This window comes from Enterococcus sp. 22-H-5-01 (assembly GCF_050310005.1).
Classification (GTDB): Bacteria; Bacillota; Bacilli; order Lactobacillales; family Enterococcaceae; genus Enterococcus_A; species Enterococcus_A hailinensis.
The window spans coordinates 1,194,604-1,219,703 of record NZ_CP189993.1; the positions used below are offsets into that span (position 1 = coordinate 1,194,604).

General features: G+C 37.8%; 26 protein-coding genes. 1 reads left to right on the top strand and 25 read right to left on the bottom strand.

Annotated elements, in window-relative coordinates; all coding sequences use genetic code 11:
- Positions 1 to 22: 22 nt before the first annotated feature.
- A complete protein-coding gene (gene ccpA / locus ACQKTA_RS06110; protein ID WP_332581454.1) occupies positions 23 to 1,027 on the bottom strand; it encodes a catabolite control protein A in 1,005 nt (334 codons plus the stop codon).
- Positions 1,028 to 1,222: 195 nt separating this feature from the next.
- Between ccpA and ACQKTA_RS06115 the strand changes: the two genes are divergently transcribed.
- Positions 1,223 to 2,323 (top strand): M24 family metallopeptidase, encoded by a 1,101-nt coding sequence (locus ACQKTA_RS06115; protein ID WP_427813135.1) that lies wholly within the window; start codon positions 1,223 to 1,225, stop codon positions 2,321 to 2,323.
- A gap of 44 nt (positions 2,324 to 2,367) precedes the next feature.
- Here ACQKTA_RS06115 and ACQKTA_RS06120 read toward each other — a convergent pair whose 3' ends face one another.
- From ACQKTA_RS06120 to hpf, 24 genes are all read right to left on the bottom strand, one after another.
- Positions 2,368 to 2,934 carry a YtxH domain-containing protein gene (locus tag ACQKTA_RS06120; protein ID WP_427813136.1) on the bottom strand — a complete coding sequence of 189 codons (567 nt, stop codon included), beginning with the start codon at positions 2,932 to 2,934 and terminating at the stop codon, positions 2,368 to 2,370.
- Between the two features lie 2 nt (positions 2,935 to 2,936).
- A complete protein-coding gene (locus tag ACQKTA_RS06125) occupies positions 2,937 to 3,374 on the bottom strand; it encodes a DUF948 domain-containing protein (protein WP_332581456.1) in 438 nt (145 codons plus the stop codon).
- Positions 3,375 to 3,476: 102 nt separating this feature from the next.
- A complete protein-coding gene (locus tag ACQKTA_RS06130) occupies positions 3,477 to 4,043 on the bottom strand; it encodes a TetR/AcrR family transcriptional regulator (RefSeq protein WP_427813137.1) in 567 nt (188 codons plus the stop codon).
- 163 nt (positions 4,044 to 4,206) lie between these two features.
- Positions 4,207 to 5,100 carry a UTP--glucose-1-phosphate uridylyltransferase GalU gene (galU, locus tag ACQKTA_RS06135; protein WP_427814517.1) on the bottom strand — a complete coding sequence of 298 codons (894 nt, stop codon included), beginning with the start codon at positions 5,098 to 5,100 and terminating at the stop codon, positions 4,207 to 4,209.
- 22 nt (positions 5,101 to 5,122) lie between these two features.
- Complete coding sequence (locus ACQKTA_RS06140; RefSeq protein WP_427813138.1) at positions 5,123 to 6,133, bottom strand: NAD(P)H-dependent glycerol-3-phosphate dehydrogenase; 1,011 nt, start codon at positions 6,131 to 6,133, stop codon at positions 5,123 to 5,125.
- 118 nt (positions 6,134 to 6,251) lie between these two features.
- Positions 6,252 to 7,082: a prolipoprotein diacylglyceryl transferase gene (lgt, locus tag ACQKTA_RS06145; protein ID WP_427813139.1), complete on the bottom strand. Its 831-nt coding sequence runs from the start codon at positions 7,080 to 7,082 to the stop codon at positions 6,252 to 6,254.
- A gap of 1 nt (position 7,083) precedes the next feature.
- Positions 7,084 to 8,019, bottom strand: a complete 936-nt coding sequence (gene hprK, locus ACQKTA_RS06150) for an HPr(Ser) kinase/phosphatase (RefSeq protein WP_071857532.1) — start codon at positions 8,017 to 8,019, stop codon at positions 7,084 to 7,086.
- Between the two features lie 141 nt (positions 8,020 to 8,160).
- Positions 8,161 to 8,526: a phage holin family protein gene (locus tag ACQKTA_RS06155; protein WP_427813140.1), complete on the bottom strand. Its 366-nt coding sequence runs from the start codon at positions 8,524 to 8,526 to the stop codon at positions 8,161 to 8,163.
- Complete coding sequence (locus ACQKTA_RS06160; RefSeq protein WP_332581461.1) at positions 8,526 to 8,843, bottom strand: PspC domain-containing protein; 318 nt, start codon at positions 8,841 to 8,843, stop codon at positions 8,526 to 8,528. Before ACQKTA_RS06160 ends, ACQKTA_RS06155 begins: the two co-directional genes overlap by 1 nt.
- A 25-nt stretch (positions 8,844 to 8,868) precedes the next feature.
- Positions 8,869 to 10,404 carry a daptomycin-sensing surface protein LiaX gene (gene liaX, locus ACQKTA_RS06165; protein ID WP_427813141.1) on the bottom strand — a complete coding sequence of 512 codons (1,536 nt, stop codon included), beginning with the start codon at positions 10,402 to 10,404 and terminating at the stop codon, positions 8,869 to 8,871.
- Positions 10,405 to 10,573: 169 nt separating this feature from the next.
- Positions 10,574 to 11,251 (bottom strand): phosphate signaling complex protein PhoU, encoded by a 678-nt coding sequence (gene phoU, locus ACQKTA_RS06170; RefSeq protein ID WP_071857528.1) that lies wholly within the window; start codon positions 11,249 to 11,251, stop codon positions 10,574 to 10,576.
- Positions 11,252 to 11,322: 71 nt separating this feature from the next.
- Entirely contained in the window at positions 11,323 to 12,078 is a 756-nt protein-coding gene (gene pstB, locus ACQKTA_RS06175; RefSeq protein WP_207109352.1) for a phosphate ABC transporter ATP-binding protein PstB, read from the bottom strand.
- 17 nt (positions 12,079 to 12,095) lie between these two features.
- On the bottom strand, positions 12,096 to 12,896 hold the full coding sequence (pstB, locus tag ACQKTA_RS06180) for a phosphate ABC transporter ATP-binding protein PstB (RefSeq protein WP_407857380.1): 801 nt from the start codon (positions 12,894 to 12,896) through the stop codon (positions 12,096 to 12,098).
- 124 nt (positions 12,897 to 13,020) lie between these two features.
- Positions 13,021 to 13,908: a phosphate ABC transporter permease PstA gene (pstA, locus tag ACQKTA_RS06185; RefSeq protein ID WP_427813142.1), complete on the bottom strand. Its 888-nt coding sequence runs from the start codon at positions 13,906 to 13,908 to the stop codon at positions 13,021 to 13,023.
- On the bottom strand, positions 13,901 to 14,833 hold the full coding sequence (pstC, locus tag ACQKTA_RS06190; RefSeq protein WP_332581465.1) for a phosphate ABC transporter permease subunit PstC: 933 nt from the start codon (positions 14,831 to 14,833) through the stop codon (positions 13,901 to 13,903). Before pstC ends, pstA begins: the two co-directional genes overlap by 8 nt.
- Before the next feature lie 246 nt (positions 14,834 to 15,079).
- Complete coding sequence (locus ACQKTA_RS06195) at positions 15,080 to 15,931, bottom strand: phosphate ABC transporter substrate-binding protein PstS (RefSeq protein WP_427813143.1); 852 nt, start codon at positions 15,929 to 15,931, stop codon at positions 15,080 to 15,082.
- Positions 15,932 to 16,013: 82 nt separating this feature from the next.
- Positions 16,014 to 17,462, bottom strand: a complete 1,449-nt coding sequence (gene cls / locus ACQKTA_RS06200) for a cardiolipin synthase (protein WP_427813144.1) — start codon at positions 17,460 to 17,462, stop codon at positions 16,014 to 16,016.
- 66 nt (positions 17,463 to 17,528) lie between these two features.
- A complete protein-coding gene (locus ACQKTA_RS06205; protein WP_427813145.1) occupies positions 17,529 to 17,954 on the bottom strand; it encodes a GNAT family N-acetyltransferase in 426 nt (141 codons plus the stop codon).
- A gap of 59 nt (positions 17,955 to 18,013) precedes the next feature.
- Positions 18,014 to 18,334, bottom strand: coding sequence for a DMT family transporter (locus ACQKTA_RS06210; RefSeq protein WP_427813146.1), 321 nt, complete (start codon positions 18,332 to 18,334; stop codon positions 18,014 to 18,016).
- Between the two features lie 185 nt (positions 18,335 to 18,519).
- Positions 18,520 to 19,404, bottom strand: a complete 885-nt coding sequence (gene ftsX / locus ACQKTA_RS06215) for a permease-like cell division protein FtsX (protein ID WP_427814518.1) — start codon at positions 19,402 to 19,404, stop codon at positions 18,520 to 18,522.
- Complete coding sequence (gene ftsE / locus ACQKTA_RS06220; RefSeq protein WP_427813147.1) at positions 19,397 to 20,086, bottom strand: cell division ATP-binding protein FtsE; 690 nt, start codon at positions 20,084 to 20,086, stop codon at positions 19,397 to 19,399. The genes ftsX and ftsE overlap by 8 nt, the downstream gene beginning before the upstream one ends.
- A gap of 95 nt (positions 20,087 to 20,181) precedes the next feature.
- A protein-coding gene (gene prfB, locus ACQKTA_RS06225) for a peptide chain release factor 2 (RefSeq protein ID WP_427813148.1) occupies positions 20,182 to 21,292 on the bottom strand; the annotation gives its coding sequence in 2 pieces (ribosomal slippage) (positions 20,182 to 21,219 and positions 21,221 to 21,292; 1,110 coding nt in all).
- 260 nt (positions 21,293 to 21,552) lie between these two features.
- Entirely contained in the window at positions 21,553 to 24,084 is a 2,532-nt protein-coding gene (secA, locus tag ACQKTA_RS06230) for a preprotein translocase subunit SecA (protein WP_427813150.1), read from the bottom strand.
- A gap of 332 nt (positions 24,085 to 24,416) precedes the next feature.
- On the bottom strand, positions 24,417 to 24,968 hold the full coding sequence (gene hpf, locus ACQKTA_RS06235; RefSeq protein WP_332581476.1) for a ribosome hibernation-promoting factor, HPF/YfiA family: 552 nt from the start codon (positions 24,966 to 24,968) through the stop codon (positions 24,417 to 24,419).
- Positions 24,969 to 25,100 lie beyond the last annotated feature (132 nt).

The following is a 25,100-nucleotide window of genomic DNA, read 5'->3' on the forward strand; positions in this document are numbered from 1 at the left end:
AAACTTTCGCGTCTTTTACTGATTAATTTTTAGTAGATCCTTTTTCGATGATACCATGTGGTAATTCAATCGTTTTTTGTTCTACATCTTCTTTGTTCATCATTTTTGTTAACAAACGCATTGAAACCGCGCCGATATCATATAAAGGTTGTGTTACCGTACTTACGCGAGGACGAGCCACTTCAGTTAACAATGAATCATTACTTGTGATGATTTCGAAATCTTCCGGAACTTTGATTCCTTTATCAAGCAAACCATCTAATAAACCAATAGCTAATTCATCATCTGTTACGTAAGCAGCAGTAGCTCCGCTGTTTAAGACACGGTCCGTCAAAGCTAAACCTTCTTTAAAATTATAAAGCGCTTCAAAAATCAAGCCTTCATTGTACTCTAAATTATTTTCAGCTAATGCTTGTTTGTATCCACCTAAACGTGCTTGTCCATTGATTGGATCGATCAATGCTCCGCTAATAAACGCAATTTTTTCATTGCCATGTTTTGCTAATAAATCAATTGATTCTTTGGTAGCTGCTGCATAATTAATGTTTACACTGCCTACTTGTTCGTCAGGATCAATTGAACCAGCTAAAACAATCGGTGTTTTTGAACGTGAAAATTCTGCACGGATTTCGTCTGTAATACGATGTCCCATGAAGATCACACCATCAACTTGTTTTGCTAATAAATTGTTCAAAACGTTTACTTCTTTTTGTGCTTCCCCGTCAGAGTTAGCCAAAATAATATTGTATTTGTACATTGTTGCGATATCATCGATTCCGCGAGCTAATGATGCAAAAAACATATTGCTGACATCAGGAATGATGACGCCGACAGTCGTTGTTTTCTTACTTGCTAAACCACGTGCAACAGCATTGGGACGGTAGTCTAAACGTTCGATGACTTCTAAGACCTTTTTGCGAGTTGTTGGTTTTACATTTGGGTTGCCGTTAACCACACGAGAAACGGTTGCCATTGAAACATTTGCTTCACGAGCAACATCATATATCGTAATTGTTTGCTTTTCCATGGATATACTCCTTTTAATAATGTTTTCAGAAAATGTCATTTACATTTCTAAAAGATAATAGCACGTTGTTTCACTGATTGCAACCGTTTTACACATTTTTCTCCAAAACAATGTAAACGTTTTACATACAGCATTTTCCAATATTTTTTATTAGTGTTACAATGATTATGATACTAAAAGGAAGAAGGAAGTATGATGAACCAAGAAAAACTTAACGAATTACGAAGTTGGATGCAAACGAACGGAGTTGATTTAGCGTATATCTCGGATGCTAGTCATATCGGTTACTTCTCTGGCTTTGAAAGCAATCCAATGGAACGTGTGCTAGCTTTATTTATTCCATTAGAAAAAGATCCTTTCTTATTTGCCCCTGGATTAGAAGTTGAAGATGCCAAATCGAGTAGCTTCGAATACGATGTCGTTGGTTACCTAGATAGTCAAGATCCCTTTTCATTGATCATCGATGAAATCAAACAACGTTATGGTGCGCCAAAAAAAATGGCACTAGAAAAAAATCAACTGGTTTTAGACCGCTATGCTCGCTTAAGTGATGCCTTTACTAATACTGATTTTTCAGCTGATCTAACTCCATTGATCCAAGAACTGCAATTATATAAAACTGAAGCAGAATGCCAACGTTTGATAACCGCCGGATCAACAGCCGACTTAGCTTTTGAAATTGGGTTTAGACATGTTCGTCCCGGCGTTACAGAAGAAGAAATCGTGGCAGAGATCGAATACGAATTAAAAAAGAAAGGCATTAAAGAAATGTCGTTTCCAACTGAAGTATTGGCTGGCCCAAATGCCGCCAGTCCTCATGGAACACCTGGTAAAAATACGTGTAAAGAAAACGAATTGGTTTTATTCGATCTGGGAACGATCGTTGATGGCTATTGCAGCGATGCTACTCGTACGATTGCTTGCGGCAAACCAACAGATCATCAAAAAGACATCTATAACATTGTTTTAGAAGCTCAACTAAAAGCTCAAGCAGCAGTAAAACCTGGGATCACTTGCGGCGAATTAGACAAAATTGCTCGTGATGTCATTGCTGGTCATGGCTATGGCGAATACTTTAATCACCGTCTAGGACATGGGATTGGTACAACGATCCATGAATTCCCGCAAATTGTTGGCGGAAATGATCTTGTAGTGAAAGAAGGTATGTGCTTCTCGATTGAACCAGGAATCTATCTTCCTAACGATGTCGGTGTTCGAATTGAAGATTGTATCTATGTAACGAAAGATGGATGTATTCCATTTACTAAAACAACGAAAGAATTACAAATTTTATAAAAAAAAGCCGCTATTCTTAAAGAATAGCGGCTTTTTACTTTTGATTATTCAAGATTGTTTTTTTCAACTTCATCCTTTAATTCTTCTTTGATTTCAGATAAATCAGGCGTTTCTTTTTTTAAATCTTTTGCTTTCTCATCAACTTCTTCTGACGCTTTCGAAACTGTATCTTTTGCTTCTTCTTGTGTATTTTTTACATCGATCACAATATCATCTGAAGTATCTTCAACTACGTCTTGCACGTCTTTTGATGCTTTACGGAAACGATCAGACAAATCTGAACTTTGACGTTTCAAATCTGCTAGCGTGTCTGAAGTGATATCATCCATTTCATCCATTGAATCGTCGACCGTTCCTTTAACGTTAGCAGCTAACCCGCTCGCTTGATCACTTAGATCTGATGCGCGGTCTTTTACGATCGAACTCATTTCACTTGTCTTATTCACAAAATCATCGGTATAATCCGAAGCCATATCTAAAAAGTCGTCTGTTTTTTTAGCTAAATCTTCACGCATCTGTTTACCAGATTTAGGTGTTAGTAAAATTGCTATTGCTGCTGCAGCTGCGCCTCCAATAAGTGCACCTGCTAAAAATCCTCCACGTTTCGCCATACTTATCCCTCCGTTTTCGTTGTAGCTTTACGATGTTTGAAAAACTTCATGGTTGTTGTTCCGACTTTACCTGCTGCACTGACCTTGGCTGCATTTTTTCCAACACCGCCAACTTTCACTGCTAAGTTTCGACTTGAATTATTCAATGCAGAAACACTTTCGCTCAAGTCAGCAACTGCTGTAAATAATGGATCGATCGTTTCGACCTTTCCATTTATATCATTTAATAAATGATTGCCTTTGACTAATAAGCCTTCTACTTGCTGCATCAGCAAATCAACGTCTTTTGTTAGAACATCGATTGTCGTATTTGCTTCGGTCACTGTTATTTCAGCTTTTTCCACTGTTTTTGATACTTGGAGCAACACACGGACTAAAAAAATAACTAAAACTACAAAAGCGAGTGCTGCAATAATTGCTGCAATGCCCCCTAAACTCATTCAATCGCCTTCTCTCTTCTTCTGTTATCTTAAATTATACCATTCACACGTAATTTAATGAAAGAGAAAGAGCTAAAACCAAAAGAGAAAAAAGTATCTCAGTTATACCACCTGAGATACTCCCTTCAAACTTTTAGTCAAACCTTTGTAGATAATCTCTAAATCACTGATTAAGTCTATTTCAGCTAAACAATAATCATCAAAATTTTCAGTATATCCACGGAAATAATTTGTCACTACTCGCTCAACTTGTTTGATCCCTTTTTCATCAAGTTCAAAATCAAAAAATATCCGTTTGAATGCCGATGTTAAAAATTCGGAAATTGTTTCTTGATATAACAATTGATAGTCTGATTGATAAAATACTGTATAAAAAACTCGATGACTTTTAGCATAGTTAGCCCATGTTTTTCCTAGCTCAATAAACGCATGAAGTTGCGAGCGACCCATCAAAGAATCTACTAATTGTTCCCGAAATTGATTCATTGCCTGGCAGACGACTGTACTTCGAAGTTCTGTCACACTTCCCGTATGTGTATACAAAGATGGTGATTTCACTTGTAAACGATCAGCAATCTTATTTAATCGTAGCCCTTCAATACCGGATTCGGCTACTAAGTCCATTGCACATTTAATCACTATTTCTTTATTCAATCGATATGTTTTCATCGTTCCTCCTATTCTATTATCCTTCTTTAAAATATTATATAACAAATAAAACAATAATTTCTAGTTTTTATCAGTATAACAATCAGACAATTTTTGCATTTACCTGTCTTTTTAAATAACCAACAATATAAAAAAGCACAGAATTAAATTCTGTGCTTTCGGTTTATTTTTTGGGTTTAGCTTCGTTACTTAATTCTTTACCCAATGCAATGATATAATCTTTTAATTTTATTTTTATTTCCGGATGCGTTAAGCCATATTCGATACTGGTTGTCATAAATCCAAATTTATCGCCGACATCATAACGTTTGCCGTTGAATTCATGGGCAAAAACACGTTGTGTACGATTTAATGTATCGATGGCATCAGTTAGTTGGATTTCTCCACCTGCACCTGGTTTTTGTTTTGCTAAGACTTCGAAAATCTCAGGTGTCAATAAGTAACGACCAATGATTGCTAAATTACTTGGCGCTTCTTCTGGTTTTGGTTTTTCAACAAAGTTCTTAACGTTGAACAATCCTTTCGATACTTCCTCACCTGGATCGATGATGCCATATTTGGATGTATCTTCTTCTGGAACACGCATCACAGCAATGGTTGATGCATGTGTTTTTTCAAAGTCATTCATCAATTGTTTCGTCAATGGTACGCGGTCTTCCATCAAATCATCACCCAGCATGACGACAAAAGGTTCGTTTCCTACAAACGCGCGAGCTTGAAGTACCGCATCGCCTAACCCTTTAGGATGTGATTGACGAATGAAATGCAGATTGACATTGGTTGTCTCTTCAACCAATTTTAAAAGGTCTGTTTTACCTTTTTCTTTCAAATTCATTTCTAGTTCGACATTTGAATCAAAGTGATCTTCGATTGGGCGTTTTGCTTTTCCAGTCACGATCAAGATATCTTCGATTCCAGAATTCAATGCTTCTTCAACAATAAATTGAATCGTTGGTTTATCAACGATCGGCAACATTTCTTTTGCCATCGCTTTTGTTGCTGGTAAAAATCTTGTACCCAGTCCAGCTGCTGGAATGACTGCTTTTTTCACTCGCATATCTACTATCCCACTCTTTCTATTAAAATTCATTTTCAAATGTTCCTTCACGCGTCATCAGTTCACGACACGCTTCTCGAACGTCTTTATCATTGTAAAGTACATCGTAGATCGTTTCAGTGATCGGCATACTTACATCTAGGCGATCTGCCAATTCTTTTGCCGCTTTTGTTGTTGAAACACCTTCTACGATCATACCCATATTTTCTAATACTTCATCTAATTTATGGCCTTTGCCTAATAAATTACCAGCGCGCCAGTTTCGTGAATGAACAGATGTACAAGTTACGATCAAATCACCTACACCACTTAAGCCGATAAACGTTAATGGGTTGGCACCCATTGCAACACCTAAACGGCTGATTTCTGCCAAACCACGAGTCATAATAGCTGCTTTAGCATCATCGCCGTAAGAAAGACCATGTAATGCACCTGCACCTAAAGCAATAATATTTTTTAATGCCGCACCAGTTTCTACCCCGATCACATCAGGATTGGTATAAATTCGAAAATAATCATTCATGAATAATTTTTGAACATACTCTGCTAATTTTTTATCTCCACAAGCAGCAGTGATCGTTGTAATATCATGAACTGCAACTTCTTCTGCATGGCTTGGTCCAGAAAGAACGACTACACCTTTGCGATGTTCTTCAGCAATTTCTTCGGTTAAAACCTCAGAAATACGTTTGTGAGAACCTTGCTCTAATCCTTTACTAGCATGGATGATCACTGGTTGATTTTCTGCCACACGAGAAAACTCTTGTGCAACTGAACGAATCGCTTTTGTTGGTACTACGAATAGTACCGCATCAACATCTTTCACAGCAGCTTTTAGTTCTGTTTCACCTTTGATCGTGGCTGGGATTTTTAAATCTGGCAGATAATGACGATTCGTATGATATGTGTTGATTTCATTGATTTGCGCTACGTTATTTCCCCAGAGTCTTACTTCATGACCATTTTCAGCAAGAACTTGCGCTAACGCGGTTCCCCAAGATCCTGGTCCTAAAACTGCAACTTTTTGTTTCACAGAGACTTCCTCCTAGTTTCTATTAAGGGATGTGTCCATTAAAAATGAGACGAGCATAATGATTCCCTGTGTTGATTTTCTTTTCTAATATCATAGCATAAATAACATTATATTTGTCTTAAATTAAAGCCTGATTAGTTCCTTTATCCCGCTCATAAGGCTTGATATTCACTAACTTTTTGCGGCGATAGACCAATAAGATGATGGCGCCTACAAAAAGGATCAATGATAACATTTGCGACACACGGATACCGCCAAATAAATATAGGCTATCTGTCCGCATTCCTTCAATAAAGAAACGACCGAAACTATACCACGTGACATAGGTCAAAAAGATTTCGCCGCGTTTCAATGACATTTTTTTTCGTAATACAATAATGACGATGAATCCCAATAAGCTCCACAGTGATTCATATAAGAATGTCGGTTGGCGATAAGCACCATCGATATACATATTATTGATGATGAATTGTGGCAAATGAAGACTTTCTAAAAATTGTCGAGTAGTAGCCCCGCCATGAGCTTCATGATTCATAAAATTCCCCCAACGGCCGATTGCCTGAGCGATAATCACGCTAGGAGCTACAACATCAAGAAAGAGCCATGGATCAATAAAATGATGGCGAGTATAAATGATCAGCACAATGATTGCGGCGATCAAACCGCCATAAATCGCTAAGCCGCCACTTCGAATATTGAATATTTGAATCGGATCAGCAAGATACGGACCTAGATCAAATAAAATATAATATAGGCGGGCACCAATGATCGCGATCGGTAATCCCCATAAAATAAAATTCGTAATATCGTCTTCTTTCAATCCGACTCTGACTGCTTCACGGCTTGCTAGCCACAAGGCTAAGGCAATACCTGAAACAATAATGATCGCGTACCAATAGATTTGAAGACCAAACAATTCAAATGCTACGCGATTTACTTGCCCAGCCATTTTACTGCCCTGAGTTTTCTTCGATTAATTGGGTCAAACGGTTTTCAAAGGTCTTAGTTGCGTCATATCCCATCGTACGTGCTCGGAAGTTCATTGCAGCTACTTCAATAATGATCGCCACATTTCGCCCAGTTTTTACTGGGATTTTAACTTGTGGGACTTTGACTTCAGCAATTTCTACTTCAGTATTTCCACTACCTAGACGGTCATACTTTTTATCTTTCGACCAATTTTCTAAGTACACGACTAGTTGGACCGGCATTGATCCGCGAACGGCACTCGCACCGAATAAGTTCATAACATCGATGATTCCGATTCCTCGAATCTCGATCAGATGTTGTAAAATTCTTGGTGGTTCACCCACAAGCGTCAATTCATCTTGTTGATAAACGTCCACTCGATCATCGGCAATCAGACGATGGCCTCGTTTCACTAATTCTAAAGCTGTTTCACTTTTCCCGATGCCGCTATCCCCTTGGATCAAAACTCCTAAGCCATAAACATCGACCAACACACCGTGGACACTTGTCCGTGGTGCCAAGCCGCCATTTAAGAAACTTGAGATTTCACCGAGTAGACGCGATGTTGAAATCGGTGAACTTAAGACTGGAATATTTCTTTCACTCGCTGCTTGGATCATTTCTTTAGGTGGTGTCAACCCACGAGAAATGATAAAAGCAGGTGTATCATCACTACACATCCGACGCAATACCATTAATCGCTCTTCAGGAATCATTCGCTCGGCAAATGTGATTTCTTTATTTCCAAAAAGTTGTAAACGATCGTGGGAATAATAATTGAAATAACCAGTCAATTCTAGTCCGGGACGTGAGATATCACCCGTGGTGATCACTCGTTCCAAGCTTTCTTCATCACCAGTTACTACTTCCAACGAAAGTTTTTCAACAAGTTCTTTTACTTTTACTGTTTCAGCCATATTATCCCTCTTTTCTACACTACCGCTCTATTTTATCATTTTATCAAGAGAGTGACTAGGTGGATGGCACCATCTGAGACAATAAAAAAAGCGCTCTATAAATTGGACGCCGACAATCACTAAAATAAAAAACGGACAGACTTAATGTCCATCCGTATATTTATCCATATTATGTTCAGAGACGATTCCATTGATGATCGCCATAACGATCGAAACTAAAATCGAGACACCAAAACTTGAGAAACCAAAACGATAATTTCCTAATAAGTGGGAAGTCAATTGCAACATACCAGCGCTGATCACAAAGCTGAACAATCCAAACGTTAAAATATTCAACGGTAGCGAAAGCAATGTTAAAATTGGCTTGACTAGCGTATTTAGTAAGGATAGAACAAAGCTTGCGGCAATAACTATTGTTAAACTCTCTACAAAAACTTGTTGTGGAAAGAGTACGGACAGTGATATAAAAATCAATGTATTAGCTATTAAGCGCTGTAGGTAAGTCATTAAAAGTCGCTCCAGTCATCATCGTCGATTTTCTCCGCTTTCTTGCGTTGAGTAGACGATTTTTTTTCAAACTTATTGTAATTATTGTTCCCATAATAGGGATTATTGTGTCCATAAGAATCACTTTTTCTTGAGCCTGCTGGAATCAAAAGTGCCAACAAGATATATAAGATGACCGGTGCGCCGATCAAACCAAAACTCAAGAAAACATAAATCACTCGCACGATAGTAGGATCAATTCCGAAGAATTCAGCGATACCAGCTAGAGTCCCAGTTAATACCACATTTGATCGTGACTTTTGTAATCTTTTTTGCATATGAATCTTCCTTCCTTATTATTTCTTATTTATCGAAATCTTTCAAGAATATACTACCTGTTGTTGTTGAGAGATCCAACTTAGCCATTTCATCAGCTACTCGACGAAATTGCAATAAACGATTGGTTTTTTCCTTTTTCTCACGTACAACTTCGTAATCTGATAAGCGATCATTGATGCTGCCTAGACTTGTCTTGGCTACACCTTCTAAGCCGATCTCTTTATTCACAGATACTTTTACATTTCCATTGACCGAACTTGCTTTGATTTTTTGCACGCTCGAATGTCCTGCTGTTACTTTGATATCGCCATTAACCAATGAAATCCCATAATTTTGAATAGCAGCTTTTGTTGAGATCGTTCCATTTACGGTTTCAATGATCGAGTCTAAAATCTCACCTTTATCAATCTCGATATTTCCATTCACACCTTGGATTTCTACCATCGTTGCATTGACTTTTTCAAAATCGATATGGCCATTCGTCGATTTAGCATATACATCTTTAGCCTCTAATTCTTCAACAATCAAATCACCATTCAATAACTTAACTGCTACGTGATCATAAGTGCGTTTTGGTAAATAGAAAACTAGATCTGCTTGGACACGTTTATTAGGGATTTGGAATGAAATATGTTCATCGTTCACTTCAATCTGACTACGTTCCATCAATGATTGTAAAGGACTTGCTTCACTCATTTTACCATAAAGTTTTACTTTGGCATCGACTTTGATAGCTTCATCGTCCCAAGATTTCAAAGTTACTTTTCCGTTTGCTAACTTGATATCCAACAATGTTGGTTCGACATCCGTATATAAAAATTGATGTTCAAACTTAGACGTAACTAAACCGGGAACTTTTAGATTGAAATCTTTCCAGTCAACATTTTCTTCGACAGTCTCAGAAACAGTCTTGAATGTTTTTTTCATCAAACGACCTAATTGAATTCCAGCTTCGCCCAATTTTTCACTCATTTGATTGAATGTTTCACTAGCTTGATCTTTTAAGTCATCTGGAATATCAAAACGGGCACGAGCTCGTTCCTTGCGAGTATTACTTTGGTTGTCTTGAACATTTTTCAATTGTTCTTCTTGATCATCCGCATTTGCTTCTAATTCAGCGATTTGTGCTTTTAATTCATTCACTTCTTCAGCTACGCTTTTGCGGATACTTTCATCTTCTTCAGATAAGGTATCAAGTTCTTCTTTAGTATCTAATTCCATCAATACTTCTTCTTTTTCATGAAGTGCTGCTTGTAATTCTTTCTTTTGTTGATTGATTTCATCAAGATGAGCGGACAATTGATTGGCTTCTGTTGCTAAATCATCAAAGTAAGCTTCTAAATCTTCCAAGTCCTGTTCGTCAGAACGAGAAGCTGATTGCTGTTCTTCTTCTGTTTCATTGCTCGTTTGGTCACGGTGATAAGAATCCACTTTGTCCGCGGCTTGTTTGATCTGCGCTTCATCCTTTGCCTTGGCCATACTTTCTAATAAATCTAAACCTTCTTCAGTCGATAAGATTCCTTTTTTAACTAATTCTAAAATTCGTTGTCTTTCATTCATAGAAATTGCCTCCTTCAAAAAGCAAATACATTACTGTTGTTTACATTACATATTATGCCTTCTTTTTAGTTGTTTGTCATAGGACTAAAGACCCATCTTTTTATCCGACTTCCTAAATAGCTAAATAAGTATAAAAAAAAAGATAGGGAATTTCCCTATCTTTTTAAACTTAAAAATTCTCGTTATGATTACTGTTTAATTCAGTGATTTTTCCTGTTGCTAGATAAACGATCCATTCACAGATATTGGTCACATAATCCCCTACACGCTCTAAATAACCTGCTACATGTAGATAATCAGTCCCACTGATGATCGTATCCGATTCTTTTTCCATCGTATTTGTAGTCATGTCATAGATTTTTTGGAAATAATCGTTCACTCGTTCGTCCATTTGGGCGATCATTCGAGCATCTTTTTGATCAGTTTTAACATAAGCGACTAAAACATTATCGACCATTTTCTTCACATAGTTAGACATCTCGTTGATTTCTTTTTCAACTTCTAAAATACGTGGCAAACCTTTTAACCGAATCGTTGATTTAGCGACTGAAACGGCATGATCTCCCATACGTTCCAAATCAGAGCTGGCTTTCATGATTGTAATGATCGTTCGTAAATCCGTCGTTACGGGTTGTTGTAATGCGATCATCTCAAAGCTTTTTTTCTCTAATTTAACTTCCATGTTGTTGATTTCAATATCGTGATCGATGACCTCTTGTGCTAATTTCTTATCATGATCGATATATGAACGAACAGATTTATGCACAGCGCTAGAAACCATCATACCCATTTCGTAGAACTGATTGTGAAGATTCAATAAATCTTCTTCAAATTGTGTACGTAACATCGTTGACCTCCTTCAGTATATTGTTAAACGAATTATTTTCACCTGTCTAAGGTTCTATCTAAAAATAAATACTAGCCAAATTTGCCTGAAATATAATCTTCTGTTTCTTGTTTTGCCGGGTCTAAGAAAATTTTCTTCGTTTTATCGAACTCAATCAACTCTCCTTGTAAAAAGAAAGCCGTACGATCAGAAATACGAGAAGCCTGCGACATATTATGTGTTACGATGATGATCGTATAATTTTCTTTCAATTCTAGTAACATATTTTCGATTTTACCAGTTGAAACAGGATCCAACGCACTCGTTGGCTCATCCATTAAAATCACTTCTGGATTGACGGCTAGTACCCGTGCGATACACACCCGTTGTTGTTGTCCGCCAGATAATGATAATGCACTTTCATGTAATTTATCCTTCACATCATTCCACACAGAAGCGGCTTTCAGACTCTCTTCGACTACTTGATCCAATTTATTTTTGTCTTTTTCGCCTTTTAATTTTAACCCATAGATAACATTCTCGTAAATAGAAAATGGAAATGGATTGGGTTGTTGAAAGACCATCCCAATTTCTTTGCGTAGTTCTACTGTATCTGTTTTGGGGCTATAGATATCTTTTCCCTTATACATCACGCTGCCAGTGATGGTCACACCAGGAATCAAATCATTCATTCGATTCAAGGAACGTAAGTAAGTAGACTTACCACAACCGGAAGGTCCGATCATTGCAGTGATTTCACCTTTTTCGATTTCCATATCGATGCCTTTTAACGCTTCTTTTTTACCATAGTATAAATGAAGGTCTTTTGAAGTAATAATCTTCGACATTCAATTTCCTCCGTCTCTTAACCAAAATGTCCTGATACATAATCTTCTGTCGCTTGAATCTTAGGTCGAGTGAAGATTTTTGCTGTTTCATCATACTCGATTACATTTCCTAAATAGAAAAAGGCTGTGTAATCACTGATCCGTGCTGCTTGTTGCATGTTATGAGTCACGATGATGATCGTATAGTCTTCTTTTAATTTGATCAATGTTTCTTCCACTGTCCCAGTAGAAATCGGATCTAAGGCACTTGCAGGCTCATCTAATAATAAAATATCTGGTTTCATGGCTATCGCACGAGCAATGCATAAACGTTGTTGTTGTCCACCAGAAAGCGCCAAAGCACTTTTATCTAAATTATCTTTTACTTGATCCCATAAAGCGGCTTGCTTCAAACTTGTTTCTACGATTTCGTCTAATTGCTTTTTATCTTTTAAGCCATGCTGCTTCAAAGCAAACGTAATATTTTCACGAATCGATTTACTAAATGGATTTGGCCGTTGGAAAACCATTCCGATACGTTTACGCATTTCATAAACATCAACGTTTGATGCATTGACATCGACATCTTTGTAGACGATTTTTCCGGTCACACTTGCGCTAGCAATACCATCGTTCATTCGATTTAACGAACGTAAATACGTCGATTTCCCACAACCTGAAGGTCCGATCAAGGCAGTGATTTTATTTTTTTCAAATTCTAGATCAACACCTTTGATGGCTTCGTTGCTGCCATAATAAACGTGTAAATCTTCTGTATGCAACGCAATTTCACCAGGCATTCTAATGATGTTGCGTTCCTCCCAATTATATTCTTTCATCGAATTTCTCCTTGCTCAGAGTAATCATTCTATTCTTTGACTTTCAAATAGCTCATTAGCTACTATAAATTTTATTATATCTTACTTTCAGCCAATAATTTTTCAACGTGAATTATTTGAAAAATCAAGCAGATGTCATTCTTCTGTGGAGACGTTTGCCGATAGCACGTGCGCCGAAGTTAAAGAGTAAGACTGCTAAAATCAAGACAGCAGAAGCACCTGCAGAGACGGCATTTCCATCTGGCATCGTTCCTTCTGTATTGATTTTCCAAATATGAACTGCTAATGTTTCCGCCTGACGGAAAATACTCAACGGACTTGAAACACTTAAAGGATTTAAGTTAGTAAAATCTAAAGCTGGTGCACTTTGTCCAGCTGTATAGATCAAGGCAGCAGCTTCACCAAAGATACGCCCTGAGCTTAAAATGACACCCGTCAAAATTCCCGGTAACGCGTCAGGTACAACAATTTTGGTAACTGTTTCCCAACGTGAAAGTCCTAAAGCTAAACCAGCTTCCCGCTGTGTATAATGAATCGCTTTTAACGATTCTTCAATATTTCTAGTTAAAAGCGGCAAATTAAAGAGTGTCAGTGCTAATGCCCCTGAAAGAATCGAGAAACCATAACCAAACTGGATAACAAAAATCAAGAAACCGAACAAACCAACTACTACTGATGGCAATGAACTTAAGATTTCGATCGACGTACGGATTAAACCAGTGACCCAATTTTTCTTTGCATATTCCGATAAGTAAATCCCCGCACCTAGTGAAATTGGCAGACTGATCAGCATCGTAATAAACAATAGATAAATCGAGTTGAATAATTGAATCCCGATTCCGCCGCCTTCTTGATATGCTTTAGACGGTGATGTCAAAAACTTCCATGAAACATGAGGCAAGCCGCGAATCAAAATATACAATAATAGGAAAGCTAAGATCGCTACGATCAAACCAGAGACAGCATATAGGACAGCCGTAGCGATTTTGTCTGCGCGTTTTGCTTTATCCATGTGTTATCTCCCCTTTCTTTCCAATGTAACGAATCACGATATTGAATACTAAAGACATAAATAATAGAATCAATGCTAATGACCATAAAACATTATTTTCAACTGTTCCCATGATCGTATTCCCGATACCCATCGTTAAAATCGACGTCAATGTCGATGCTGGTGTGGTTAAGCCCGTCGGCATCAATGCAGCATTTCCGATCACCATTTGAATTGCTAATGCTTCTCCAAAAGCACGAGCCATCCCAAAGACTACTGCTGTCAAAATTCCCGGTACAGCTGCTCGCAATACTACTTTGTAAATCGTTTGCCAGCGCGTCCCCCCTAATGCAAGAGAAGCTTCACGATAATGACGCGGTACTGACTTTAATGTATCGACAGTCATCGTCGTCACTGTAGGTAAAATCATAACAAACAATACGAACGTTCCTGATAAAATACCAAATCCTGTTCCGCCAAAAACTGAGCGAATAAATGGCACGATAACAGACAGACCAATAAAACCATATACCACCGAAGGAATCCCAACAAGTAGTTCAATGACTGGTTGTAAAAATTTTTGTCCTTTAGTTGGCGAGATCTCTGTCATAAAGACTGCTGCTCCAATCGCAAATGGTGTAGCTACGATTGCTGACAAAAAAGTCACCATGAATGATCCTAAAATCATCGGCAGCGCACCGACCATAGGTTTTCCATCTGGTCCGGTCGCACTTGGATTCCAAACTGTACCAAATAAAAAGTCGAATACATTGATTTTATCTACAAAAAAGGTCGATAACCCTTTACTAGCTACAAAATAGAAAATCGCTCCTACCACAAGTACGATCAGTGCGATACAAATAAAACTGATAAAACGGCCACGTTGTTCGATTCGGGCGCGCTTTGATTTTGTTGTCAGTGCTTTTTTTACATCTTCATTATTCAAGGCCTAATCCTCCTGATTCTTTCAAACTTGTCTACTCGGTTTTTACAAACCAACAAAACCATTTTACCTGTTGAAAGTCAATTTCTCTTTAACCTACTGTAACGCTTCCATGACAATTGTAAAGAAAGTGTAAACCACAGAGAAGGCTCTCTGCAACTGAACTGCTTACTTGGGAAAAATAAGCAGAAATATATATCTATCAATTATTGAAAAAAAATAAAAAGCACAGAAAAAAATCTGTGCTTTTTATTCGTTTATTTCATTTCCTTGCCAATCGCGTTCAACTTTCATATCTGAGATCGGAATATATCCTAATTGAGGGACTACTTTTCCTTGGACTTCTGTTGAAAGCATGTAATCAAGAAAATCTTTGACTAATTCAGTCGGTTGACCTTTTGTATACATATGTTCATATGCCCAAATCTTCCATTTGTTAGTCGTAACATTTTCATCCGTAGGTTCAATATTATCAATACTTAATGTTTGAACGTCTTTTGTAACATAAGAGAACGCTGTATAACTGATTGCTCCTGGCGTATCAGAAACAATTTGGCGAACCATCCCACTAGAATCTTGTTCTTGTGCACGGACGGCTGTTTTACCATCTAAAACCCATTGTTCAAAAGTTGAACGCGTTCCACTACCAGTAGCACGATTCAAAATAACGATGTCTTGATCTTTACCACCAAGCTCTTTCCAGTTTTTTATTTCACCTAAAAAAACTTTGCGTAGATTTTCTAAGGAAATATTAGTAATGCCTACACCTTTGTTAACAATTGGAGTGATTCCAACAACGGCTACTTTATGATCGACTAGTTTGTTAGCATCGATCCCATTTTTTTCCTCAGCAAATAAATCTGAATTACCAATATCTACCGCACCAGACTGTACTTGACTCAAACCAGTCCCGCTTCCGCCCCCTTGAACATTAATAAAACGGCCAGGGTTTTTGTTTTGATATTCTTCTGCTACCGTTTCAACTAAAGGTTGCAATGCCGAAGAACCTACTGCTGTGATTGATTCGCCTCGATCGATCCATTTTGAACAACCAGACAAAAGTAAAAGTATTCCAAATAGGGGAATTAACCATTTCTTCATGAGAAATCTCCTTAATTATAGTTATCTTTTTAAACAAGCTAGTCCATTTTATCCTATCAAACCATGAAAGCGCAAATAATTTTTATAAGAGCGGCGAAACCAAACGGGCAATTCCCTCTTTAAACTTGATAACAAGGCCTCGCTGATCATATTTTTCTTGAGTCAAAATTTCTGATTTGAGAGAGTCGCCATAGAAATCTGTCCTTAGTTCGGTGGCAAAGACTTCATCGTAAATCAGCGTATTGACTTCAAAATCAAGTTTAAAAGAGCGGACATCGATATTTGCCGAGCCAACAGATGCGATTCCAGAATCAATGATCATCGTTTTAGCGTGAATAAAACCATTTTCATACGTTTCTATAATAGCTCCATACTCCAGTAATTCTGCTGAAAATGAATACGTCGCCCAATAAACCAGCGGGTGATCCGGTTTGTTCGGAATCTGGATCCGGACATCTACGCCAGACAATAAAGCTAATTTTAATGCTTCATGAATCGAAGCGTCAGGAATGTAGTAAGGCGTTTGGATCAAAATTTCTTTTTTAGCTAAATTGATCATTTTTAAATAGGTCAATTTAATTTGTTCATGTTCGCTATCTGGCCCACTGCTAACGATCTGTAAGGCTAATTTACCATCTGAAGAGAAATCAGGAAAATAATCGGATTGAAAAGCTATATCATTCTTTTGTTGAGAATTCCAATCCATCAAAAAACGATTTTGTAATGTATAAACGGCATGCCCTCTGATTCGTAGATGATTGTCCCGCCAATAGCCAAATTTTTCGACCAATCCTAAATATTCATCTCCAACATTAAAGCCACCAGTGTAGCCGATCTCACCGTCGATAACTACGATTTTCCGATGATTACGATAGTTCATTCGTGGATTTATGTAAGGTAAAAATAGCGGAAAGAAGAATTCTACTTCGCCACCAACTGCCGTCAATGGTGCAAAAAAGTGTCGATTGGCTTGTGTGGAACCCCATGCATCCAAAAGCAGACGGACCTTTACTCCGCGCTTCGCTGCTGCGATCAATGCATCACGTACTTCATGACCTAAATTATCCGCTCGATAAATATAATATTCCATATGAATATGGTACTGTGCTTCACGAATATCGGTTAATAATGCATCAAATTTTTCACGCCCATCAGAATATAATTTTACTTCATTATTGGTTGTGTATAGTGAACTTTCAAACATCGTCAACATATAAATCAGCTGACGGGGATCGACCTGATTGGTCGGTGGTTTTGGGAAAAGTCTTCGTGCGAGTGCGCGTTGCTGCTGTTGGACCTCTACGTTCATCCCGATCTTTGTTTGCATCTTTAAATCAAAAATTCGTTCTTTAGAAATCCCGCGTCCTAAAAAGATGTACAGAATAAAACCTAATACTGGGATAAACGTCAAAACTAGTAACCATGCCCACGTATTGATCGTATCTTTTCGTTCTCGAAAGACAATAATAACTGATAAAAATGTATTGATAATGACAAAAACTAACCCTAAGTGTTCTGCCAAAAAAGACATACCCCACAACTCCTTCAACTAAAGAATAGCTGAGAAAAAGTCGATTGTAAACAAACGACTTCTGCTTTATTTTTGTAAGCGCATATCTACATGAGGAATATCATCCTCTAAATAGACATCTGAAATAGTTACAAAACCAAATGCCCCATAAAATTTAGTTAAGTGGGCTTGAGCCGAGATAATGATTGGACGTTTTGGATACCTGCGTTCGATCTCAGCCAGTGTCTCAGAAACAATTTTTTTGCCTAGTTGTTTTCCTCGAAACTCTTTCAAAACTAAAACACGTCCAAAATGAATGGCATCTGGCTCTGCCAATATGCGTGCATAGGCAGCTAGTTTTCCTTTTTCTTCTAAGCAAACATGGATCGCTTCACGATCAGCCTCATCGACTTCTTGGTAAGGACATTCTTGTTCGACCACAAATACAGCCGTCCGCGCTTGAAAAATCGTAATTAATTCTTGCGGAGTTAATTCATTCGTTGATTTGATCATTTTTTTACTTCACACCTTTTCAAAATTATTCTTATGATTCATTGTAGCTTATTACTACCTTAATGTCCGCTCGTAAATTTGATTCCGATAATTCCAGTGATCAATAACATGACAAAAAAGATCGTTACTAACGATAATCGATCTTTAAATAGTAAGACACCAATCAAAATCGAACCTACTGCTCCAATACCTGTCCAAACCGGATAAGCCAAACTCATCGGTAACGAATGCAATGCTTTTGCTAAGAAATAAAAACTAGCGATCATTCCGACTACTGTCAGAAGCGAATAATTTAATTTACTGAAGCCTTCACTCAATTTCATTGTCGTTGCCCAAAACATTTCAAAAAATCCTGCTGCAATCAAAGATACCCATGCCATAATTCATTCTCCTTTTCGCCAAAGAACAAAAAAAGGGAGACCAATTTCTTCAAAGACCTACGAAATTGGCTCCCTTGCTCGGTAGCGTTTATATTTATTTGATTATTATCCTAATGCTTTTGATCAAAAAATACAAGTATAAGCAATAAAAAAACTTCTTCGAAAAAATCCGAAGAAGTTTTTTATTATATTTTTAAGAAACGACGCATTGAAATGACTGAGCCTAATGAACCAATCAAATAGCCGCCGACTGCCATGACAATATCTAAGATCCAAACAACTTGATTTGGGCGCAATAAAGCTAAATTAGATTGCAATAGATATGGTGCTGCAAGACCATACACTTGTTGGTACCCATAGGTTAAGATCAGAATTGGAACGATTGATCCAATCAAACCGATCCAACCACCTTCTAGGAAGAATGGCCAACGAATATAACCATTTTTTGCTCCCACAAGTCGCATGATTTGGATTTCTGTTTTTCTTGAAAGGATCGTGATTCGAATCGTATTTGAAATCAAGAAGATAGCGACGAATACTAACAAAGCAGCCGCAGCTAAGCCCCAGGTACGAACGAATTTAGCCATTTGAATGATACGGTCGGCAGAATTACCGCCATAATTCGCTCGAAAAACATTGTTCATTTGACTAGCTTCATTAGTGATTGAACGAATGTATTGAGCATCTGTGGATTCAACGACATACACATCGTAAAGCGGATTGCTGTCTCCTTCAAATAAATCCCAGGCATCGCCCATTTGTTCTTGTAATTTTTTCAATTGATCTGCTTTACTTGAAAAAGTTACTTTGTCCACATGGTTGATATCTTGTAATTCTGTTTTTAATGTTTTCAGTTCTTTTTCTTTTGTACCAATATCAACAAAAACAGTCACTTCAACATTGCCTTCAACATCTTGGGCTAATTTTGTTGCATTCATGATCACTGCTAAGAAGATCCCAGCGAGTGTCAATGTGATTGTTACCGCACTGACGGAAGCCAACGTCATCCAGCCATTACGTTTCACACTCTTGATACTTTCCAACAAGTGCCGGAAGAAATTTCTAATCATCAAACTCGTATTCTCCTTCCGCTTCATCTCGTACGATCAACCCATTTTCAATCGCGATCAAGCGATGACGCATCGTATCAACGATCGTTTTATTATGAGTGGCCATTACGATAGTTGTTCCTTGGTTATTAATGCGTTCTAACAAATGCATGATTTCCCAAGAAGTTTCCGGATCCAAGTTACCTGTAGGTTCATCTGCGATCAGAACTTTGGGTGTATTTACGATGGCACGAGCAATCGATACACGTTGTTGTTCCCCACCAGATAATTCACTTGGAAAGACACGAACTTTATGTTTCAGACCAACAAGGTCCAAAACTTCCATGACTCGTTTTTTGATTTCACGTGGTTTACGGCCGATTACTTGCATCGCATAGGCAATGTTTTCATAAACGGTTTTTCGTGGTAATAATTTGAAATCTTGGAATACAACACCAACGTCACGGCGTAAATAAGGAACATCCTTATTTTTGATTTTCAATAAATCATGACGTGCAACTTCAAGCTTTTGACCAGAAGTCGCTTTTTCTTCGCGATACATTAATTTAATGAAAGTAGATTTACCACTTCCAGAGGGACCAACAACATAGACAAATTCGCCTTGGCTTATGTGGACAGAAATCCCACGAACCGCAGTTGTCTTGTTAGGATATTTTTTTGTTACATCCTGCATTTCAATCATGCTTTATCTCTCCAAATCCTTTAAATTCTTTGTTATTATAGCACGTCAACATTGCAACTGGCTTTCACAACTTTACAATTTGATTTCAATTTAGTTTAGGCTTGCTGACCCAAACGCCATTTTAAGTACGCATCGATAAACGGATCCAAATCTCCATCCATTACAGCTTGGACGTTCCCCGTCTCGTAATCCGTCCGATGATCTTTTACCATTGAATATGGGTGGAAAACATAGGAACGAATTTGCGAACCCCAGCCAATTTCTTTTTGCTCACCACGAAGAGCGGCAGCCTCTTGCTCTTTTTTCTCGATTTCTAATTGATATAGTTTTGCTTTCAACATCTGCATCGCTGTTTCACGGTTATGAAATTGCGAACGCTGTGCTTGACTTGCGACAACGGTTCCTGTCGGTAAATGAGTGATCCTTACAGCAGAAGAAGTTTTGTTGATATGCTGTCCACCAGCACCACTTGCCCGATAAACATCGACTTTTAAATCATCTGGATTTATATCCACCTCAATCGTATCATCTAGTTCTGGCATAACATCCACGGAACAAAATGACGTATGGCGACGGCTCGCTGAATCAAAAGGAGAAATTCGGACTAAACGATGAACACCTTTTTCAGATTTTAAATAGCCATAAGCATTAAGTCCTTTGATCATCAAGGTCACGCTTTTGATTCCCGCTTCGTCACCAGATTGATAATCAAGTGTCTCAACCGAAAAACCATGTTGCTCTGACCAACGTGTATACATTCGTAACAGCATCGAGCCCCAGTCTTGTGATTCCGTTCCGCCTGCACCTGGATGCAATTCAATGATTGCATTATTTTTGTCATACGGTCCGTCTAATAATAAAGACAATTCAAAAGCGGAAACTTTTTCTTGCAGCTTCTTCAAGCGTTCTTCGAGTTCAACTTGCAATTCTTCATCAAAATCTTCCTGCTGCATTTCCCACATTACATTTAATTCATCGGTCTCATTAGCGATAGCTTGAAATTGATCATAAGTGTCTTTCGCTACATTATTTTGGTTGATCAAAGCTTGGGCTTTTTCAGTGTCGTCCCAAAAATCAGGCGCACTCATTTGATTTTCAGCTTCTGCGATATCTTCTTCTAGCTGTTCAAGGTCAAAGAGACCCCCTGAAACTAGTGACTTGCTCTTGCATCTTATCTAATAAATTTCGTATTTCTGCATTTTCCAAATTTATTCCTTCTTTCTACCGACTGATCACTCATTCGGATAACTCAACATTACTTTATTAACTGATTTTATCTGCTAAACTTTCGACTAATTGCCTTTTTTATTATACTATCCCAGAAAATTATTACTACTGATAGTCAGTAAACTGTTCCAAGTTTAAGAAATTATTGTAGTTTAATTCATCTCTCTGATAAATAATCGGCAAAAGACGAGACATAGCAACTATGTCCCGTCTTAAATAATCATCGATTGATTGGCCGATTACAAGCCTTTACCATGACAATTTTTATATTTTTTACCGCTTCCGCATGGACATGGATCATTACGCCCAACTTTTTCTACATGAACCGGTTTTGATTTTGTTTCAGTCAAATTTTTAGGATCGCCATCTGTTTCGACTGGATGTTCTTCTTGTGTTTGAGCAACTTGTTCTCTTTGAACATTTTGGCGGATCTCAGCCTTCATAAAGAGACGTGTTACTTCAAATTCGATGCTGCCAACCATATCTTCAAACATCTTGTAACCTTCTGTTTGATATTCAACTAATGGATTGTTTTGTCCATATGCACGCAAACCAACCGATTGACGTAATTGATCCATCGCATCGATGTGATCCGTCCACTTCATATCTACCACACGTAAGATAACAACTTTTTCAAATTCCAATAATTGTTCTGGACTTTGTAATTGGGCCACTTTTGCATCGAATACTTCTTTCGCACGGTCATACAAGTATTCTTTCATTTCTGCTGGTGTCTTACCTTCAAAATCAGCTTTAGAAATACTTTCTTCATGAACCAATGTTGAACCGGTAAAATCAACCAAGGCATCTAAGTTCCAATTATCTTTATCTAACTGAGTATGACTATCGACCACACGTGAAATCGTACGACGAACCATATTCAATAGTTGCGGTGATAAATCTTTTTCACCCATGATGACATCTTGACGTTGTTTATAGATGACCTCGCGTTGTTCACGCATTACATCATCATATTGCAAGACATTTTTACGCGTATCGTAGTTATTACCTTCTACTCGTTTTTGGGCAGACTCTACTTGACGACTCAACATCTTACTTTGGATCACTGCATCTTCATCTTCCACTTTCATTCGATCTAAGAAAGCTTTGATCCGTTCTGAACCAAAACGTTTCATCAAATCATCTTCCAATGATAGGTAGAATTGAGAAACCCCTGGATCGCCTTGACGACCGGCACGCCCACGTAACTGATTGTCGATCCGGCGCGATTCGTGACGTTCAGTACCAATAACAGCTAATCCGCCAACTTCGACAACTCCAAGACCTAATTTGATATCCGTTCCTCGACCAGCCATGTTGGTAGCGATCGTAACCGCGCCTTTTTGACCGGCGTTCATAATGATCTCTGCTTCTTTGAAGTGATTTTTTGCATTTAAGACTTCATGCGGCACTTTTTCTTGATTCAATAAGTTTGAAAGTAATTCTGAAGTTTCTACCGCAACCGTACCAACTAAGATTGGTTGACCTTTACGATGACGTTCTTTGATATCTTGAACTACCGCTTTAAATTTACTTTCTAGAGTTGGATACAATAGATCCGCATGATCTTCACGCAAAATCGGACGGTTCGTTGGAATTTGAACAACTTCGATATTATAGATTTCGCGGAATTCTTCTTCTTCAGTTTTCGCTGTACCAGTCATCCCAGATAATTTTTTATACATCCGGAAATAGTTTTGGAATGTAATAGTAGCCATTGTTTTTGATTCGTCTTCGATTTCGACGCCTTCTTTGGCTTCGATCGCTTGGTGCAGTCCATCCGAATATCGACGGCCATCCATGATACGTCCCGTAAACTGGTCAACAATCAAGACTTTGCCTTCTTGAACAACGTAATCAAAGTCGCGAATCATAATAAAGTTCGCACGTAAGGCTTGATCCAAATGATGTGTCAACGCTGTGTTTTCTAAATCGTATAAATTCTCTAAACCAAAGTTTTCTTCAGCTTTTTCAATCCCTTGCTCTGTCAAACCGATCGTTTTTGATTGGATATCGATTTTGAAATCTTCTTCCTCTTTCAAACGTTTTACAAAATTATCTGTTCTGGTGTATAGCGCTGTTGATTTTTCAGCTGCACCAGAAATAATCAATGGTGTCCGAGCTTCATCGATCAGAATTGAATCCACTTCATCGACGATGGCATAGTTCAATGGTCGTTGAACCATTTGGCTTTGATAAACTACCATGTTATCACGTAAGTAATCAAATCCTAATTCATTGTTCGTGCTATAAGTGATGTCGCAATTATAAGCTTCACGTTTTTCATCCGCTGTTTTAGAGTTGATATTTAAACCTACGCTCAAGCCTAAGAAATTATACAGTTCGCCCATTTCGGTTGAGTCACGTGTAGATAAGTATTCATTCACTGTAACAACGTGGACACCTTCGCCTGATAAAGCATTTAAATAAACTGGCATCGTTGCTGTTAAGGTTTTACCTTCACCAGTTTTCATTTCAGGAATATTTCCATCATGTAAAACGATCCCGCCCATTAATTGTACATGGTAGGGGTATAAACCTAAGACACGTCGTGCAGCTTCACGAACTACTGCGAACGCTTCAGGTAGAAGTTCATCTAACGTTTCTCCATCTTTATAGCGACCTCTGAACTCATCAGTTTTACCTCGTAACTGTTCATCGGTTAGCTTTTCCATATCACCAGAGAATTCTTCAACTTTATCAGCAATGCTGCTCAATCGTTTCAATTCTTTTTTATCATTCTCAATCATTTTTCTTAGAAAGTTCGCCATTCGTTTTTCTTACTCCTTTGTGTCTATTCATTTTCTATTTTATGATAGAAACCCGCTATTCTATTTTATCATTAGTCTTTAAGAAAAGAAACTTCTGGTAACGAATAAACTACGACTTATAGAATGATTAAGTTTTCTTGTCTTTCCTTTATTCCTCTAACTCTATTTTATCGTTTTTTTATTTCTGTAAATGAAATATTCTAAAACTTTATTTCGACTGAAAATAAAAACTTCTATTTTTGTATGTATTTATCAAAAGACAAAAAAGGAATGACTGATATCATTCAGTCATTCCTTTTCAATAGATGCCTTAAGTTTAAGGCGTTACATTTTTAATCAGTTTCAATCAATCCGTATTTTCCATCTTTACGACGATATACAATACTTGTGCCATTTGTTTCTGCATCTTCAAAGATGAAGAAATTATGGCCTAGCATATTCATCTGTAAAACAGCTTCTTCGCTGCCCATTGGTTTCAATGACAAACGTTTTGTACGAACGATTTCTAATTCAGACTCTTCAGTGTCTTCTACTTCTGCGTTCACTAATACTTCAACGTCACGCTCAGGTACACCTGTTTCGCGCGCTTTGCGATTAATTTTAGTCTTGAACTTGCGGATCTGACGTTCTAATTTATCCACAACCAAATCAATACTTGCATACAAATCTGGTGAAGTTTCTTCCGCACGTAGAACTAAGTAAGGTAATGGAATCGTTACTTCTACTTTAGCTGTTTTTTCTGTATAAACTTTTAAATTAACATAAGCAGTTGCGTCCGGAACATCAGTGAAGTAGCGTTCTAACTTTCCTACTTTCTTTTCAACGTAATTGCGGATAGCCTCTGTAACTTCGATGTTTTCTCCACGAACATTATATCTAAACATACGTATTGCCCCTTTCGTCTTACCAACTGAAGATGGGAGGAAGGACCACTCTTACCTCTTCTTCTTAACACCATTATATCGAATTCTAATCCGTTTGCAAAGTAAATCACTATCAATTTCATAATTTAAAAA